The following is a 13,906-nucleotide window of genomic DNA, read 5'->3' as shown; positions in this document are numbered from 1 at the left end:
TACATTCCACGGGATAGTGTCGCATAAAACTGACCATATCGGTACAGATATGGTTAACCGATGGTGAACGATCGGCGATCGTCAGCCGTACATTCTCTCGATCATTTTTTCGACCGTGCCCCCCGTCATCCCGGCCGCGGCGGCCGATCCGAGCCCGATCCCCCAGCCGAACGGGCCGATCGGGCGTGATCCGAAGAACTGGCTGACGCCGGGAGTCGACACGATGACCATCAGCGCGCCCATCGAGGCGACCGCGGCGATCGTGACCGTCCGGTCCCGCCCGCCCGCGCTGAGGGTCCGGAGCAACTGGGCCGAGACCAGGGCCACCAGCGCGACCGTGTCCGCCCTGCTCCGGGTGCCGGTCATCCGGGCGGCGATCCACGCTACGGCGGCGGCGGAGGCGGTCGTCACGGCCCGCACGTTGATGTCCTTGGTCAGAGCTGAGCCGAGAGAGCTCTCCGGGCCCTCCGCCAGGACCTTCTCCGGACTGGCGGCGCTCGGCGGCCGTACGGCGACCGCCATGGCGGGCAACATGTCCGTCAGCAGGTTGACCAGCAGGAGTTGCCGGGCGTTCAGCGCACTGCGACCGGTCAGCAGGCTCGATCCGACAGTGAAGATGATCTCCCCGATGTTCCCGCCGAGCAGGATGCCCAGGGCGTCGCGGACCGATCCCCACATGGCCCTGCCCTCGACGATCGCGTCGATGATCGTCTCGATGCGGTCGTCCGTCACGACGATGTCGGCGGCGGCACGGGCCGCGGCCGTGGCGCGGGAGCCGAGGGCGACGCCCACGTCGGCGAGGCGGATCGCGGGCACGTCGTTGGCGCCGTCTCCGGTCACGGCCACGACGCTCCCTGACTGCCGCAGCGCGGACACGATGCGTGCCTTGTGCGCGGGGGTGGTCCGCGCGAACACCGACACCTCAGGAAGGATCTTCATCAGCTCTTCGTCGTCGAGCGCGTCGAGCGAGGGCCCCGTCATGACCCGCAGGCCGTTGACGGCGTCGATCTCGGCCGCGATGGCCTCGGCCGTGCTCGGGTGGTCACCGGTCAGCATGATCACCCGGACGCCCGCCTTCATCAGGCCCTGCACGCTCCGCGCGGCCGTCGGGCGCACGGGATCGGCCATGCCGAGGAACCCGAGGAAGCACAGCCGGTCGACCCGCGACTCGTCCAGATCCGCTCGGCTGGACGCCGGCCGCTCCGCCACGGCGAGGACCCGGTAACCCTGCAGGGCGAGCCGTTCGACCTCGGTCTCCAGTTCCAGCCGGGCGTCCTCGTCCAGCTCGACCTCCTGGTCGTCGCGGAGCAGGGTCGCGCAGCGGGTCAGCACCACCTCGGGAGCGCCCTTGACGCTGAGCAGGTGGGCGGACTCGGCCAGCCCCAGCACGGCGTGGAAACCCCTCGCCGGCTCGAACGGCATCTCGTCGACCCGTTCCCACTTCTCCAGCCCCTCGTCGGCCGCGACCCCGAGGCCCTGCGCCCCCTCGACCACGGCACGGTCGGTGGGGTGCGCGAGCACCCGGCCGCCCTCGAACTTCGGCCCGGCGCGCAGAGCCGCGGCGACGACGCGGCGCAGCCGCGGCGTCATCGAGCCCGCGCCGCCCTCGATCCGGCCGTCGGACACGCGGCGCAGCCTGATGTGGCCCTCGGTCAGGGTGCCCGTCTTGTCGAAGCACAGCACGTCGACCCGTCCGAGCGCCTCGATCGTCGAGGGGTTGCGGACGAGCGTGTTGCGGGTGGACAGACGCTTCGCCGCCGCCAGCTCCGCGAGCGTGGCGACGAACGGAAGCCCTTCCGGGACCGCCGCGACGGCGAGGCTCACGGCCGGTGCGAGCGCCTGCGACAACGACGCGCCGCGGAGCAGCTCACCGGCCATCAGGACGACACCGGAGCCGATCGCCATCGGCACGATCTTGCTGCTCAGCGTCCGGAGCCGCAGCTCCACACCACTCGGAGGAGGCCCGCCGTGGACGAGCCTGGCCGTCCTGCCCGTCTCGGTCTCCTCGCCCGTCGCCACGATCACCGCGAGGCCGGAGCCCGCCGCCACCGAACTGCCCTCGTACACCATGGAGCTGCGGTCGGCGACCGCGGGAGCGGCGGTCGGCGCGACCGCCTTGCTCACGAGTTGCGACTCCCCGGTGAGGGTGGACTCGTCGATCTCCAGGCCCACGGCCTTGAGCAGCCGGGCGTCCGCGGGCACGGCGTCGCCCGCGCGAAGCTCGATCACATCGCCGGGGACCAGGTCCGCGGCGGTGCCCGTCTGGCCGCCGTCTCCCGCGCCGTCCGGGCGGCGCAGCCGTACCCCCACGGCCGTGGCCTCGGACAACGCGCTCAGCACCCGGCCCGCGTCGCGTCGCTGCGCGCCGCCGAGCACGGCGTTGACGACCATCACACTGACGATCAGCACCGCGTCGAGGACCGATCCGATGGCCGCGGACACCCCCGCACCCGCCGCGAGCACGGGGGTCAGCGGATTGGCCAGCTCCTCCACCGACGCCCTGGCCAGTGACTCGGGGCCCGCCGAGGCGGATCGTGCCGACGTCTTTCTGCGCAGTGCGGCCTCCGCCTCGGTCAGCCCGCCGGGGGAGGTGTTCAGCCGGGCCAGCACGTCCTGCGCCGACATCGCGTGCCAGGGGGTCCGGTCGGCCGTGACCGGCGTCTCGCCGTTCCCCATGCGCCGTCCCGCCCATGTGCCCATGACGAGGGACGCGAGCGACGTCCCGTCGGCCACGAGTTGCGCTCGCCGCACGGCGGTGCGCTCCAGCCCCAGGATCCCCAGCGCGCCTCCGACGACCGCGGAGGCCGCGGCGAGCCGTACGCCCAGTTCGCTCGCACGCCGGGCGGCGGGCAGGCAGGCGAGCATCAGATGCGCGCAGCCGAGGTCACCGAGGACGTCCGCCTCCCAGGGCACCTGACGGGACCTCCGGATCAGGCCGACGCCCAGGTCCGCCTGGCGCAGGGCGCGGTGCGACCCCATGGCGACCACGGCCACGCCGCGTCCTTCGGCCTGCAGGTCCATGACCGCGTCGGTGAGACCCTCGCCGCCGGTGACCTGCGTGACCTGGAGACGGCGGGCGAGCCACGACGGGCCGCCCGCCAGGAGCACCTCGCACGTGCCGGCCGGCGCCTCGACCAGGGCCTCGGCCAGCGGGTCGAGCTCGGGAGCCAGGCCGACGAGCGCGACGGCCGTCCGGCCCCTGATCACGGTGACCGGCCGGATGCCCTGCGCGCGCCACTGTGCCACCTGGGCCAGATCATCGTCCCCCTTGTACGGCTCGGCCTTCCAGCCGTCGTGACGCCGCCGGGCCTCCGGGTCGGTGAGGTCGAGCAACGAGTAGAGGCGGTCATGCAGGTCGTCGAGGTCGAGCTTGGCGGTCAGGGGGACGACCGCGTCGATCGTCCAGGCTCCGGTGGTGAGGATCTCGGCGTCCAGCACCACGGTGTCGACGCGGTCCATCCGGCGAAGGGCGTGCCGGTTGAGGACCACGCCGCCGCGCCGGGCCAGAGCCCGGCCGACCGCGCTGGCGAAGGCGTCCCGGCCCACACGCGCCGACTTCGGCGTCCCCGTGATGAGGACGGACAACGCGCGGGCGCGGCTCCGGCTCGCGGCGAGCGTCAGGCCGTGAGCCGCCAGCGATGCGGGGCTCGCGATCTCGCAGTAGCGCTCGATCGGCCCGCGTGGCAGCGACTCAGGCCGGGGCTCCTTCTCCGCCCGGACATGGGCGTAGGCCCCGTCGTGGGTGGCGAACGCCTCCTCCAGACGGGCCCACGCGCCCAGCCCCGCGCGAGCCTCGGCGTACCGGCCCGCCGCGGCGAGCGAGTCGACGAACAGCCCGGCCGGCCGCTGGCCCAGCGTCTGGCCGACGAGCCGGGTGGTCGCGAAGAGCACTTCCGTGCCGGGAGAGCCGATGCGCCGCTCCAGTTCCCGGCGGACGCGCGGCGTGTGTTCGGCGAGGTGCAGGAACGTGGGAACGGTGGGGGGAAGCCGCCATACCCGCGTCGCCCTCCCCGCGAGCGCCACTCCTGTGCCGACCAGGCTGCCCGCGAGGCTCAACGCCGCCCGAGCGTGGTGTTCGCGGGCGTCACGTGCCCACACGCCTTCGTCGGCGCCGTCTTCCGGGCTTCCGTCCATCTCCCAGCCGTCGGCCGTCTCGCTGTCGAGGCCGTCGGCTTCCTCTTCGTCCTCGTCCGCCGCCGATTCCTCAGGTGCGTCGGTGCGGGCCGATTCGGCGTCCATGACGTCGTCCGGGACGGCACGCTGCGCCAGGCCGGCGATCTCCGGTATGCCGATCAGGCCGGTCTCCGGGCCGGCCTCGTCCTGGTCACCGGTCTCCCGCTCACCGATCTGGTCCCTGTCCGGGTCACCGTCCGGGTCGTCGACGTCGAACTCCTCCACGATCCGCAGGAGCTTGTCCATGTCGACCGTCTCGGGATCGCAGGCCACGAAGACGCAGCCGAGGGCGCCGTTGACCTCCGCCCGCGCCATTCCCGCGTCGCACAGCCGTGCCTCGAGGCCGCTGATCGCCTTCTCGGTGCCGGGCCCGCCGATGACGCGCAGGCTGATCCGAACCCCGCCGGTGCACACCTGCGTCCGCCGGGCCCGCGGTATGAGGGACAGGACGGGGTCGGGCACCAGGCTGAGGACCTGGTCCGGCACCAGGGCCAGCAATGAGTCGGCGGCCAGCGAGCCGAACGGCCACATGTCGTCTCCGGAGATCGAATCTTGGAAGTGGTGGACACGCCGGTGATCACGAATGATCGCCCGGCACTGATCGAACAGGTTCGACCACGAAGAGTGATCGAAATTGAGCGCACGTACCCCCGGACCGATCGAGGTCCCGACCGGGGTCAGCCGGATCGGGTCACGAAGGCCACGCGGGCAACGCAGTTCAAGCAGGTCGTGCTGGTCAAGCAGTTCAAGCTGGTCGTTGCCGGTTGTTCTGGTCGGGTCGTGCGGTGAACGTCAGCAGGCGACGTGGTCACGTGTTCCGTGGTGCGAACCCCAGGGGTGAAACCCCGGAACGCACTGTGGGCGCGGCCACGCCGGTCCGTGCTGCGTCTATTTGGTGGTGCGCTTGGCCGATGCCCGCGCCGCCGACGGCTTCGCGGCACCGGTCCGAGCGGTCACGGTTCGTGTCGCGGAGGCGCGTGCCGCCGAGATGCGAACCGCTGACGACCGTGCCGTGGCCTTCCGCGCCGCCGTGGTGCTTGCCGCGCCGCTTCGCGCGGTGGCAGAGCGTGCCGCCGACGTCCGCGCGGTTGCGGTGGTGCGCCCTGCGCCGATTCGGGCGGGCGACGTCCGTGTCGCGGAGGCGCGGGCCGCTGAGGTCCGTCCAGTCGTGGCACGTCCCGTCGCGCGTCCCGTGGTGGTGCGCCTGGCGGCGGTTCGCCCTGTGGCCGTCCGAGCGACGGTGGTGCGCCCGGTGGCCCGTCGGGGGGCTGCCCGGCCCGCGGTGGAGCGGCCGGTCGTCGTGCCTCCGGTCGTGCGTCGGGCGGTGCTCCGGGCGGTGGTGGCGCCTCCGGTCGTCCGTGCCGTGGTACTCCGTCCCGTGGTCGTCCGTCCGGTGGCGGTGCGCCTGGCCGTGGATCGAGCGGCGGTGCCTCCGGCCGTCCGTGCGGTGGTGCTCCGCGCGGCGGTGGTGGCTCCGGTCGTCCGTCCCGTGGTGGTCCGTGCGGCCGTTCCACGTGCGGCGGTCGTCCGCCCAGTGGTGGTGCGTCCGGTGGTGGCTCGTGCGGTGGTCGCACGTCCTGTGGTGGTGCGTCCGGTGGTGGTCCGTGCGGCCGTTCCACGTGCGGCGGTCGTACGTCCCGCGGTCGTCCGTGCAGTGGTTGCGCGTCCGGTGGTGGCTCGTGCGGTGGTCGTACGTCCCGTGGTGGTACGGCCAGCGGTGGTGCGTCCGGTGGTGGTCGCGCGTCCAGTCGTGGTGCGTCCCGTTGTAGTGCGTCCGGCGGTGGTACGCGGGGTGGTCGCGCGTCCGGTGGTGGTCCGTGCGGTGGTCGCCCGTCCCGTGGTGGTCCGTGGGGTGGTGGTCCGGCCGGCGGTGGTCCGTGCGGTGGTGGTACGGCCCGCTGTGGTGCGGCCGGTGGCGGTGCCTCCGGCCGTGGTCCGTCCCGTGGTGGTCCGTGCGGTAGTGGTCCGGCCGGCGGTGGTCCGCGCGGTGGCCGCACGCCCTGTGGTCGTCCGTGCGGTGGTCCGCTTGGCGGTCCCGGTCGTCGTTTTCCGCGCGGTGGTGCGCCGGGCCGTGGGCTTCCGCGTCGTCGGCTCCTCCGCGCCCTCGGCCTTGCGCTCAGCCGACCGTGCGGTCCTCGGCGGTGTGGTGCGTTGCGGACGGAGCGGGGACCAGCGCTCCTGGGCGCGGGTGCGCTGAGCGATGATGGTGCCCGCGCCGATCGCCGCCGCGACAGGCCACTCGAGGAACCCGAGGACGGCGAGCGCTCCCAGGCCGCCGTAGTAGGCGATGCGCTCGGGCGGGGGGAGGAAGGTCCGCGCGATGTCCACGGCCTGCCCGACCTCACGCTTGCTGATGTGCGGCATGTCCATGTGGGGCATCCGCATCTCCGGCTGCCGGACCTGGATGCTCATGAACGGAAGGTTGAGCTTGAGCTGGTGGCCTGAGTTCTTCTTCGCCATCGTGGAGCGTGTGCTGGAGGTGCTGGGCGTTCGCGTGCGTGACGGCCTCGTCGTCTGAGCCACGGTCATGGTTCCTCCCCCGAGTGCGAAACCCCCCGGCACGGTGGCGGGGTGCGGTCGAGCTGCCCGTGAGGTCCACGAGTGCAAAACGACCTTTCTATCTTCCACCGTGTCAGGTGGGGTTTCTGATGCCGATAGCGGTTATTTGCTCACTTTTGCAGAAGCGATCTCCTGCATAGAGCTCGCTTCCGGGATATTCCCCACTAAAGCGCCCTTGGCTCGTCATAAGCACGCGAAATCGAGTGGCGATGACCAGGCGATGCGTGAGGATGGTCGGCATGACACGTATCGGCATCTTGTTGTTCGAGCACGTCGAGGAGTTGGACGCGGTCGGTCCCTGGGAGGTGTTCGGCATGTGGGCGAGCACATGCCCGGATGAGGCGGAGGTGGTGGCCTTCGCCCCCGAGGCGGGACCGGTCCTCGCGTCGAAGGGCATGACGCTGCACGCGGACCATGGTTTCGCGGACGTGGGACCGCTCGACGTGCTGGTCTATCCGGGCGGACGGGGCACCCGGCCCCACCTCGACGACCCCGACCGGCTCGCGTGGGTGCGCGAGCAACGGGGGAGGGTCCCGCTGCTGACGAGTGTGTGCACCGGCTCGCTCGTCTTCGCCGCCGCCGGGCTGCTGACCGGCCGCCCCGCGACCACGCACTGGGGCAGCCTCGATCGCCTCAAGGAACTGGACCCGACCATCGACGTGCGGACGGACGAACGTTTCGTGGACGACGGCGACATCGTCACGTCCTCCGGGGTATCGGCGGGAATCGACATGGCGCTGCACCTCGTCGCGAGGCTGGCCGGGGTCGAACGCGCGCGGACGGTCCGGCGCCAGATGCAGTACGACCCGATGCCTCCGGTGTAAGGCGGCCCGTGCGGTCAGTGGTCGGCGATGTGGAGGTTCCGGGGCCCTGGGCTCAGCCGTTCGGGCCCCTCAGGGCCGCAGAGCACGACGTCGGCCACTCGCGCGCCGAACAACTCAGGCAGGTAGATGGCCGTTTCGAGGCAGATCGTCATGCCGGGGGCCAGATGCTGGCCGGACGTCAGGGACGGGCCCTCGTCGTCGCTGAGGCCGATGCCGCGGCCCTGCCGTTCGGACACGTAGTGACCGTAACCGCTGCCCTCGATCACCTCCCGGACGATCCTGGCCGGTTCGAAAGCTGGGACTCCCGCCCGTACGAGGTCGAAGGCCGCCTGCTGGGCCGCGAGGACCACCGAATACATGGCCTCGAAGTCCTCAGGAGGCTCGGCGACCGCGAGCACACGGGCCACCTCCGCGCAGTAGCCGTCCCACCGCCCGCACACCGAGACGACGACCGCGTCTCCCGGGTTGATCACGCGGCCGCACGGCTCGTGCGACGGCTCGGCAGTGTGCTCGCCCGCCGCGACGACGACGGATATCGCCTCGTCGCACCCGGCCTCCGCCAGCATCGCCCGCAGCAGGAAGCCCATGTCCCGCTCCGTGGCGCCGAACCAGGTCAGCTCCCGGGCCGCGAGCAGCACCGAGTCGGCGGCCGAGGCCGCCCGCCGCAGGGCCGCCACCTCGGCCGGCCGCTTCGTCAGTCTGAGCGGCCCGAGGACGGCCGAGGCCAGCATGAGCTCGGCGTCCAGCCCCATGATGAGCAACTCCCGCGCCCGCGTCTCGGGATCCACCGCCACGCGACGCGCCGAAGCGGGAACGAGGGCCGCCGCCTCGGCCGGCCCCCGGGCGGTCCGCGGCGGCCCCTCGGCGGTCACGACGAGATAGCCGGTGCCCCGCCCGCCGAGATAGCGGAAGTCGGGGGAGGGGCGCAGCACCAGCGCGTCGACGCCGGTCGCGGCCATCCTGGCACGCACGTCGCCGAGCATGAGGGGATCCATCAGCGGAGGTCCATCAGGCGCGGCTCACTCCGGCATGGTCCAGCGTGCCGCTCGGTCACGCCGGCTCGTGAAGCCAGCAGGCGACCGGGCCGAACTCCGGCTCCCGATCGAGGCAGACGTCCATCACCAGCGGGCAGCGCGGGTGGAACCGGCACCCGGAGGGCGGATCCGCGGGGTCGGGAACGTCGCCCGGCAACTCCGCGGGAAGCACGCCGCGGCCGTCGGGAATCGGAATCGCGCCGAGAAGAGCCCGAGTGTAGGGGTGCTTGGGGTCGGCCCACACCTCCGCCGTCGGTCCCGTCTCCACGATCTTCCCGAGGTACATCACCGCGATGCGGTCGGCGATCAGCCGAACGACCGAAAGGTCGTGGCTGATGAACAGGAGCCCCGCCCCGGACTCCACGGCCAGGTCGCGCATCAGCCGTGCCACGTGGGCCTGGGCCGAGGCGTCGAGCGCGGAGATGGGCTCGTCCCCGATCAGCAGGGACGGCCTGGCCGCGAGGGCTCTAGCGATGGCGATCCGCTGCCGCTGGCCGCCGGAGAACTCGTGCGGGAACCGCTCGGCGAAGTCACGGGGCAACCCGACGCGTTCGAGCAGGTCCTCGGGGGCGGTGGTGCGGTCGTCCGCCGTACGGAGCCCGTCGGCGATCTGAGCTCCGACCCGGCGCCGCGGATTGAGCGAGGCGTAGGGGTCCTGGAAGACCATCTGGGCGCCGGTGAGCGCCCGGTGCCTGCTGCGCAGCCCGAGAGGGGTCACGGGATGCCCGCCGACCGTGATCGTGCCCGCGGCCGCCGGATGCAGGCCGCACACCGCGCGAGCCAGGGTGGACTTGCCGCACCCCGACTCTCCGACGAGGCCGACCACCTCCCCGGCCGCGACGGTCAGGCTCGCGCCCGCCACGGCGCGCACGAGGGGGCGCCCCGGCGTCCGGTGTTCGACGACGAGGTTGTCGATCGTCAGCAGCGTCATCACCGCTCCTCTTGCGGAAGCTTGTGGTCGTCCCCTGGCAGGGACTCCAGCAGGGTGCGGGTGTACGCGTGGCGGGGCTCCGTGAGCACCTGCCCGCGCGGTCCCGTCTCCACGACGAGCCCGTCCTTCATCACGCTGACCTCGTCGGCGACGGCCGACATCACCCCGAGGTCGTGGGTCACGAGGAGCACGGCCAGGCCGAGGTCGTCGCAGAGCCCGCGCAGCAGCCGGAGGATGCCCGCCTGGACGGTCACGTCGAGCGCGGTCGTCGGCTCGTCGGCAATGAGCACCTTGGGCTCGCAGGCCAGGGCGACGGCGATGGCGATCCGCTGGCGCATGCCGCCGGAGAACTGGTGGGGGTAGCGGTCGACGGCCGTCTCCGGAGAGGGGATCCGCACCTTCGCGAGCAGGCCGAGGGCCCGCTCCCGCGCCTCCTTCCTGCCGACGCCGAGGTGGTGGCGCATGTGCTCGGTGAGCTGGACGCCCACCGTCACCATGGGGTGCAGGCTGGTGGCCGGGTCCTGGAAGACCATCGCGATCTCGGCCCCGCGTACCGCGTTGAGCTGCTTGGCCGGCATGGCCAGCAGGTCCCGGCCCTCCAGCTGGATCGTGCCCGCCGTACGGGAGCCGTGGGGGAGCAGGCCCAGCACGGCGAGCCCGGTGACGGTCTTGCCCGAGCCGCTCTCGCCCGCCAGGCCGTGGACATGGCCGGCGCCGACGGCGATATCGACGCCGCGCAGGATCTCGGCCTCGCCGATGGAGACCTTCAGCCCGGAGATGGTCAGCGTCACAGCGCACGCTCCTTGATGGCCCGGGCGGTGCGGGGGTCGAGGGCGTCGCGCAGCGAGTCACCGAGGAAGTTGAACGCCAGGACCACGGTCAGGATGGCCAGACCGGGGAACGTGGCGACCCACCAGCTGTCGAAGACGTCCACTCCCGAGGCGACCATCGCGCCCCACTCGGGCGAGGGGGGTTTGGCGCCCAGTCCCAGGAAGGACAGCCCGGAGAGCAGGAGCAGCGCCGTGCCGATGTCGAGGGTGGCGAGGACCAGGATCGGCCCCGTGACGTTGGGCAGGACGTCCACCCGGAGCGAGCGCCAGGCGGAGAACCCGAGGAGACGCCCGCTCAGCACGAACTCGCGCTCCCGCACTCCCAGCACCAGGCCCCGCGTCACCCGGGCGTAGGACGGCCACGCGACCACCAGTACGGCGAGGACCGCGTTGGTGAGGCTCGCCCCGAGGGCGGCCGCCACGACCATGGCGAGGATGACCGTGGGGAAGGCGAACACGAGGTCGGCGATCCGCATGATCGTTTCGCCCACCCATCGACCGAAATATCCGGCGGCGGCGCCCAGTAGGCCGCCGATCAGGACCGACAGCACCACGAGCAGCAGCGTGAGCGGGATCGACACCCGCGCGCCGAACATGATCCGGCTGAGGATGTCGCGGCCCAGCTGGTCGGTGCCGAACCAGTGCCCGGCACCGGGCGGCGCCAGGCGCGGCAGGTCCTGTGCGAGCGGATCGTGCGGCGCCAGCAGGGGCGCGGCGATCGCGATCACGATCCAGGCGAGGGCGATGACGCCTCCGGCGACGGCCAGCGGTTGCCGCCAGGCCTCCGGCAGCCGGGTCCGGCCCAGGATCCCGGATCCTTTCACGAGACCCTCACTCTCGGGTCGATGACGCCGTACAGCACGTCGACGACGAGGTTGATGACGAGATAGACCAGGCCGACCACGAGGCCGACACCCATGACGGCCGGCAGGTCGAGAGTCGTCGCGCTCTTGTAGGCGTACTGGCCGACGCCCGGCCAGGCGAAGACCGCCTCGACCAGCACCGTCCCCGACAGCAGGCTGCCGAACGCGAGACCGGCGACGGTGATGATCGGCACGAGGGCCGGACGCAGGATGTACCGGAACAGGACGACCCGCCCCGGGAGCCCCTTCGCGCGGGCGGCGCGGACGTAGTCCTGCCCGAGCACCTCCAGCACCGCGGAACGGGTGAAGCGGGTGAGCAGGCCGATCGTGTACAGGGCGAGCACGAGCGCGGGGGCCAGCAGGTGCCCGATGGCCGAGGAGAACACGTCCCACTGGCCCGCGAGCGCGGAGTCGACCGTGTAGAGCCCGGTGACCTGCGGCGGCGGACTCAGGCCCGGGTCGATCCTGCCGCTGCCCGGTGTGATCTGCAGCCGGAAGAAGAAGACGTAGAACGCCACGAGGGCCAGCCAGAACGTCGGCACGGAGATGCCGATGAGGCTGGCGATCCTGAGCACGTGATCGGACAGCCGATCACGCCGGAGGGCGGCGATCACGCCGAACGCCACGCCCAGCACCAGCGAGATGATGATCGCGGTTCCGGCCAGCTCCAGGGTCGCGGGCACGAACTCGGCCAGGTCGTCGGCGACCGGGCGGTGACTCTGCTGGCTCATCCCGAGGTCGCCGTGCAGCAGGCCCTCCAGATGCAGCAGGTACTGCTCCGGCAGCGGCCGGTCGAGGCCGTGGTCGGTCCGCCACTGGGCCACGATGGCGGGGTCGCCCAGCGCCTGCTGGCCGAGGTTGGCCGAGACGGGGTCGCCGGGGACCAGGTTGGTCAGCACGAACGTGACCAGCGTGATGGCGAGCGCGAGCAGCAGCGCGATGGCCACCCTGCGGGCCAGGAAGCGGGCCAGGGGCCTCCGTGAGCCGCGCGGTCCCCGTCCGGTACGGCCACGCGGCACGGGGGCCGTAGGCCCCTGCACGGCCGTACCGGACTCGGGCTCGTTACTTGGCGCCGAGGCTGGCGACATCGACGGTCCACACGGGGTTGTACGCCAGGCCGGTGACGGACGCGGCCGTCACGATGTTCTGGCTCGGCTGGATGAGGGGGACGAAGGGGCCGGAGGCGTTGAGCTTCGTCTGGATGTCGGCGTAGGCCTGCTTCCTGGCGTCGTCGCCGAGGGTGGTGGCCGCCTTGTCACCGGCCGCCTCGAGCTCCTTGTCGGCTCCCGCCTTCCAGCCGGATCGCAGGCCGACGAGTTTGCCGGGGAGGAAGGCCAGGTAGTCGCTGGGGTCCGGGTAGTCGGGGCCCCAGTACCAGAGGCCGAGCTCCTCCTTGCCGTTGCGGTAGTTGTCCAGGGCCGTGGTGACCGGCGCGGGCGCCAGCTCCACGTTGATGCCGACCTCCTTGAGGTTGGCCTGGATCCGCTCGGCCAGCGGCTGGAAGGACAGGCCGTTCACGGTCAGCTCGCTCGGGTACTCCAGCTTGACCGTCGGGTTGCTCTGGCCGCTCGCCTGGAGCGCGGCCTTGGCGCCCTCGACGTCACGCTTGGCGACCTGGTCGGGCGGCAGCGCACCGAGCAACATCGACGGGATCACGCCGGGGGCCTGCACCGACCCCTCGCCCGCCAGTTCGAGCAGGCCCGCGTAGTCGACGCCCTTGCGGATCGCCTCGGCGAACCCGGGGCTCGAGGTGACCTTGCTGACCGACGCGTCCTGGTTGGCCAGCAGGAAGATGACGTTGGCCGACGGCGTCTTGGTGACCTGGAGGCCGCCGGAGATGGCCGACACCTGGTCGCCCGACAGGTTCAGGGCCACCTGGCTGTCGCCGCGCTGCACGTTGAGCTTCTGCGTGGCGGCCTCGACGTTGCGGATGACCACCTTGTCGTAGACCGGCTTGTGCTCGCCCCAGTACTTGGCGTTCGCCTTGAGCACGACCTGGTTGCTGACGTTGAACGACTCGATCGTGTACGGCCCCGAGCCGGCGGAGGTCGAGTTCAGGTACTGCTCGGCCTTGTCGGTCGAGTCGGTGGTCGCCCCGTTGGCCTTGGCGACCTTGGAGTTGAGGATGCCGAGAGCCGGGTTGGGGAGCAGGAACGGCAGGGCGGGGTTGGGCGTCTTGGACGTCAGGGTGACCGTGGACTCGTCGGTCTTGGCGACGTCCACCCCGTCGAGGAGGAAGGACGGCGTGCCCTTCATGTCCCGCACCCGGGTCAGCGAGAAGACCACGTCGTCGGCCGTGACGGGGGACCCGTCGGCGAAGGTCGCCCCCTTGCGCAGCTTCAGCGTGAGCGTGGTGCCGTCGGGCGACAGCTCGTACGACTCGGCGAGCGCCGGGACCGGCTTGGTGACGTCGGAACCGTCGAAGGTGAGCAACGTGTCGTAGATCGCCTTGTCGACGATCAGGCCGGTGGGCTCGTAGGTGCGCCCGGGGTCGGCCGTCTTGAGGTCGAACGAGGTGTCGATCACGAGCGTCTTGCTCGCGGCGCCGCCTGAGGGCGTCGTGGACGAACCGCCGCCGGAGCAGGCGGCGAGGGAGAGGAAGCCGGTGAGCAGCACCGGCAGCAGGGCTGCCTGCGCCTGCCGCGAACGGGTCGCCATTTCTGTATCCTCCGAAAATGGACCGTGTAGACGT

General features: G+C 71.9%; 10 protein-coding genes. 3 read left to right on the top strand and 7 right to left on the bottom strand.

The genetic code is table 11. The features are described from left to right. Nucleotides 1–81 precede the first annotated feature (81 nt). A complete protein-coding gene (locus Psi02_RS24315) occupies nt 82–4,704 on the bottom strand; it encodes a cation-translocating P-type ATPase (protein ID WP_239095108.1) in 4,623 nt (1,540 codons plus the stop codon). 21 nt (nt 4,705–4,725) lie between these two features. Between Psi02_RS24315 and Psi02_RS24310 the strand changes: the two genes are divergently transcribed. The 3 genes from Psi02_RS24310 to Psi02_RS24300 all read left to right on the top strand — a co-directional run bounded on the left by Psi02_RS24310 (nt 4,726) and on the right by Psi02_RS24300 (nt 7,556). Next, a complete protein-coding gene (locus Psi02_RS24310) occupies nt 4,726–4,962 on the top strand; it encodes a hypothetical protein (protein WP_203977950.1) in 237 nt (78 codons plus the stop codon). A gap of 115 nt (nt 4,963–5,077) precedes the next feature. Further along, nucleotides 5,078–6,370 carry a hypothetical protein gene (locus Psi02_RS24305; protein ID WP_203977949.1) on the top strand — a complete coding sequence of 431 codons (1,293 nt, stop codon included), beginning with the start codon at nt 5,078–5,080 and terminating at the stop codon, nt 6,368–6,370. A gap of 601 nt (nt 6,371–6,971) precedes the next feature. Further along, nucleotides 6,972–7,556 (top strand): DJ-1/PfpI family protein, encoded by a 585-nt coding sequence (locus tag Psi02_RS24300; RefSeq protein ID WP_239095107.1) that lies wholly within the window; start codon nt 6,972–6,974, stop codon nt 7,554–7,556. A gap of 14 nt (nt 7,557–7,570) precedes the next feature. On the opposite strand, the gene Psi02_RS24295 is transcribed toward Psi02_RS24300, so the two are convergent. The 6 genes from Psi02_RS24295 to Psi02_RS24270 are packed head-to-tail and all read right to left on the bottom strand — an operon-like array spanning nt 7,571 to nt 13,872. Further along, nucleotides 7,571–8,551 carry a M24 family metallopeptidase gene (locus Psi02_RS24295; protein ID WP_239095106.1) on the bottom strand — a complete coding sequence of 327 codons (981 nt, stop codon included), beginning with the start codon at nt 8,549–8,551 and terminating at the stop codon, nt 7,571–7,573. A 55-nt stretch (nt 8,552–8,606) separates the two neighbouring features. Next, on the bottom strand, nt 8,607–9,521 hold the full coding sequence (locus Psi02_RS24290) for an ABC transporter ATP-binding protein (RefSeq protein ID WP_203977947.1): 915 nt from the start codon (nt 9,519–9,521) through the stop codon (nt 8,607–8,609). Beyond that, nucleotides 9,521–10,312 carry an ABC transporter ATP-binding protein gene (locus Psi02_RS24285; RefSeq protein ID WP_203977946.1) on the bottom strand — a complete coding sequence of 264 codons (792 nt, stop codon included), beginning with the start codon at nt 10,310–10,312 and terminating at the stop codon, nt 9,521–9,523. The genes Psi02_RS24290 and Psi02_RS24285 overlap by 1 nt, the downstream gene beginning before the upstream one ends. Next, nucleotides 10,309–11,175 carry an ABC transporter permease gene (locus Psi02_RS24280; RefSeq protein ID WP_203977945.1) on the bottom strand — a complete coding sequence of 289 codons (867 nt, stop codon included), beginning with the start codon at nt 11,173–11,175 and terminating at the stop codon, nt 10,309–10,311. The genes Psi02_RS24285 and Psi02_RS24280 overlap by 4 nt, the downstream gene beginning before the upstream one ends. Next, nucleotides 11,172–12,302, bottom strand: coding sequence for an ABC transporter permease (locus Psi02_RS24275; protein WP_203977943.1), 1,131 nt, complete (start codon nt 12,300–12,302; stop codon nt 11,172–11,174). The genes Psi02_RS24280 and Psi02_RS24275 overlap by 4 nt, the downstream gene beginning before the upstream one ends. Then, a complete protein-coding gene (locus Psi02_RS24270) occupies nt 12,277–13,872 on the bottom strand; it encodes an ABC transporter substrate-binding protein (RefSeq protein WP_203977941.1) in 1,596 nt (531 codons plus the stop codon). The genes Psi02_RS24275 and Psi02_RS24270 overlap by 26 nt, the downstream gene beginning before the upstream one ends. Nucleotides 13,873–13,906: the final 34 nt, after the last annotated feature.

Origin of the sequence: Planotetraspora silvatica, assembly GCF_016863315.1 — a bacterium.
Lineage (GTDB): Bacteria > Actinomycetota > Actinomycetes > Streptosporangiales > Streptosporangiaceae > Planotetraspora > Planotetraspora silvatica.
This window is presented reverse-complemented; position numbering and strand designations above follow the sequence as displayed.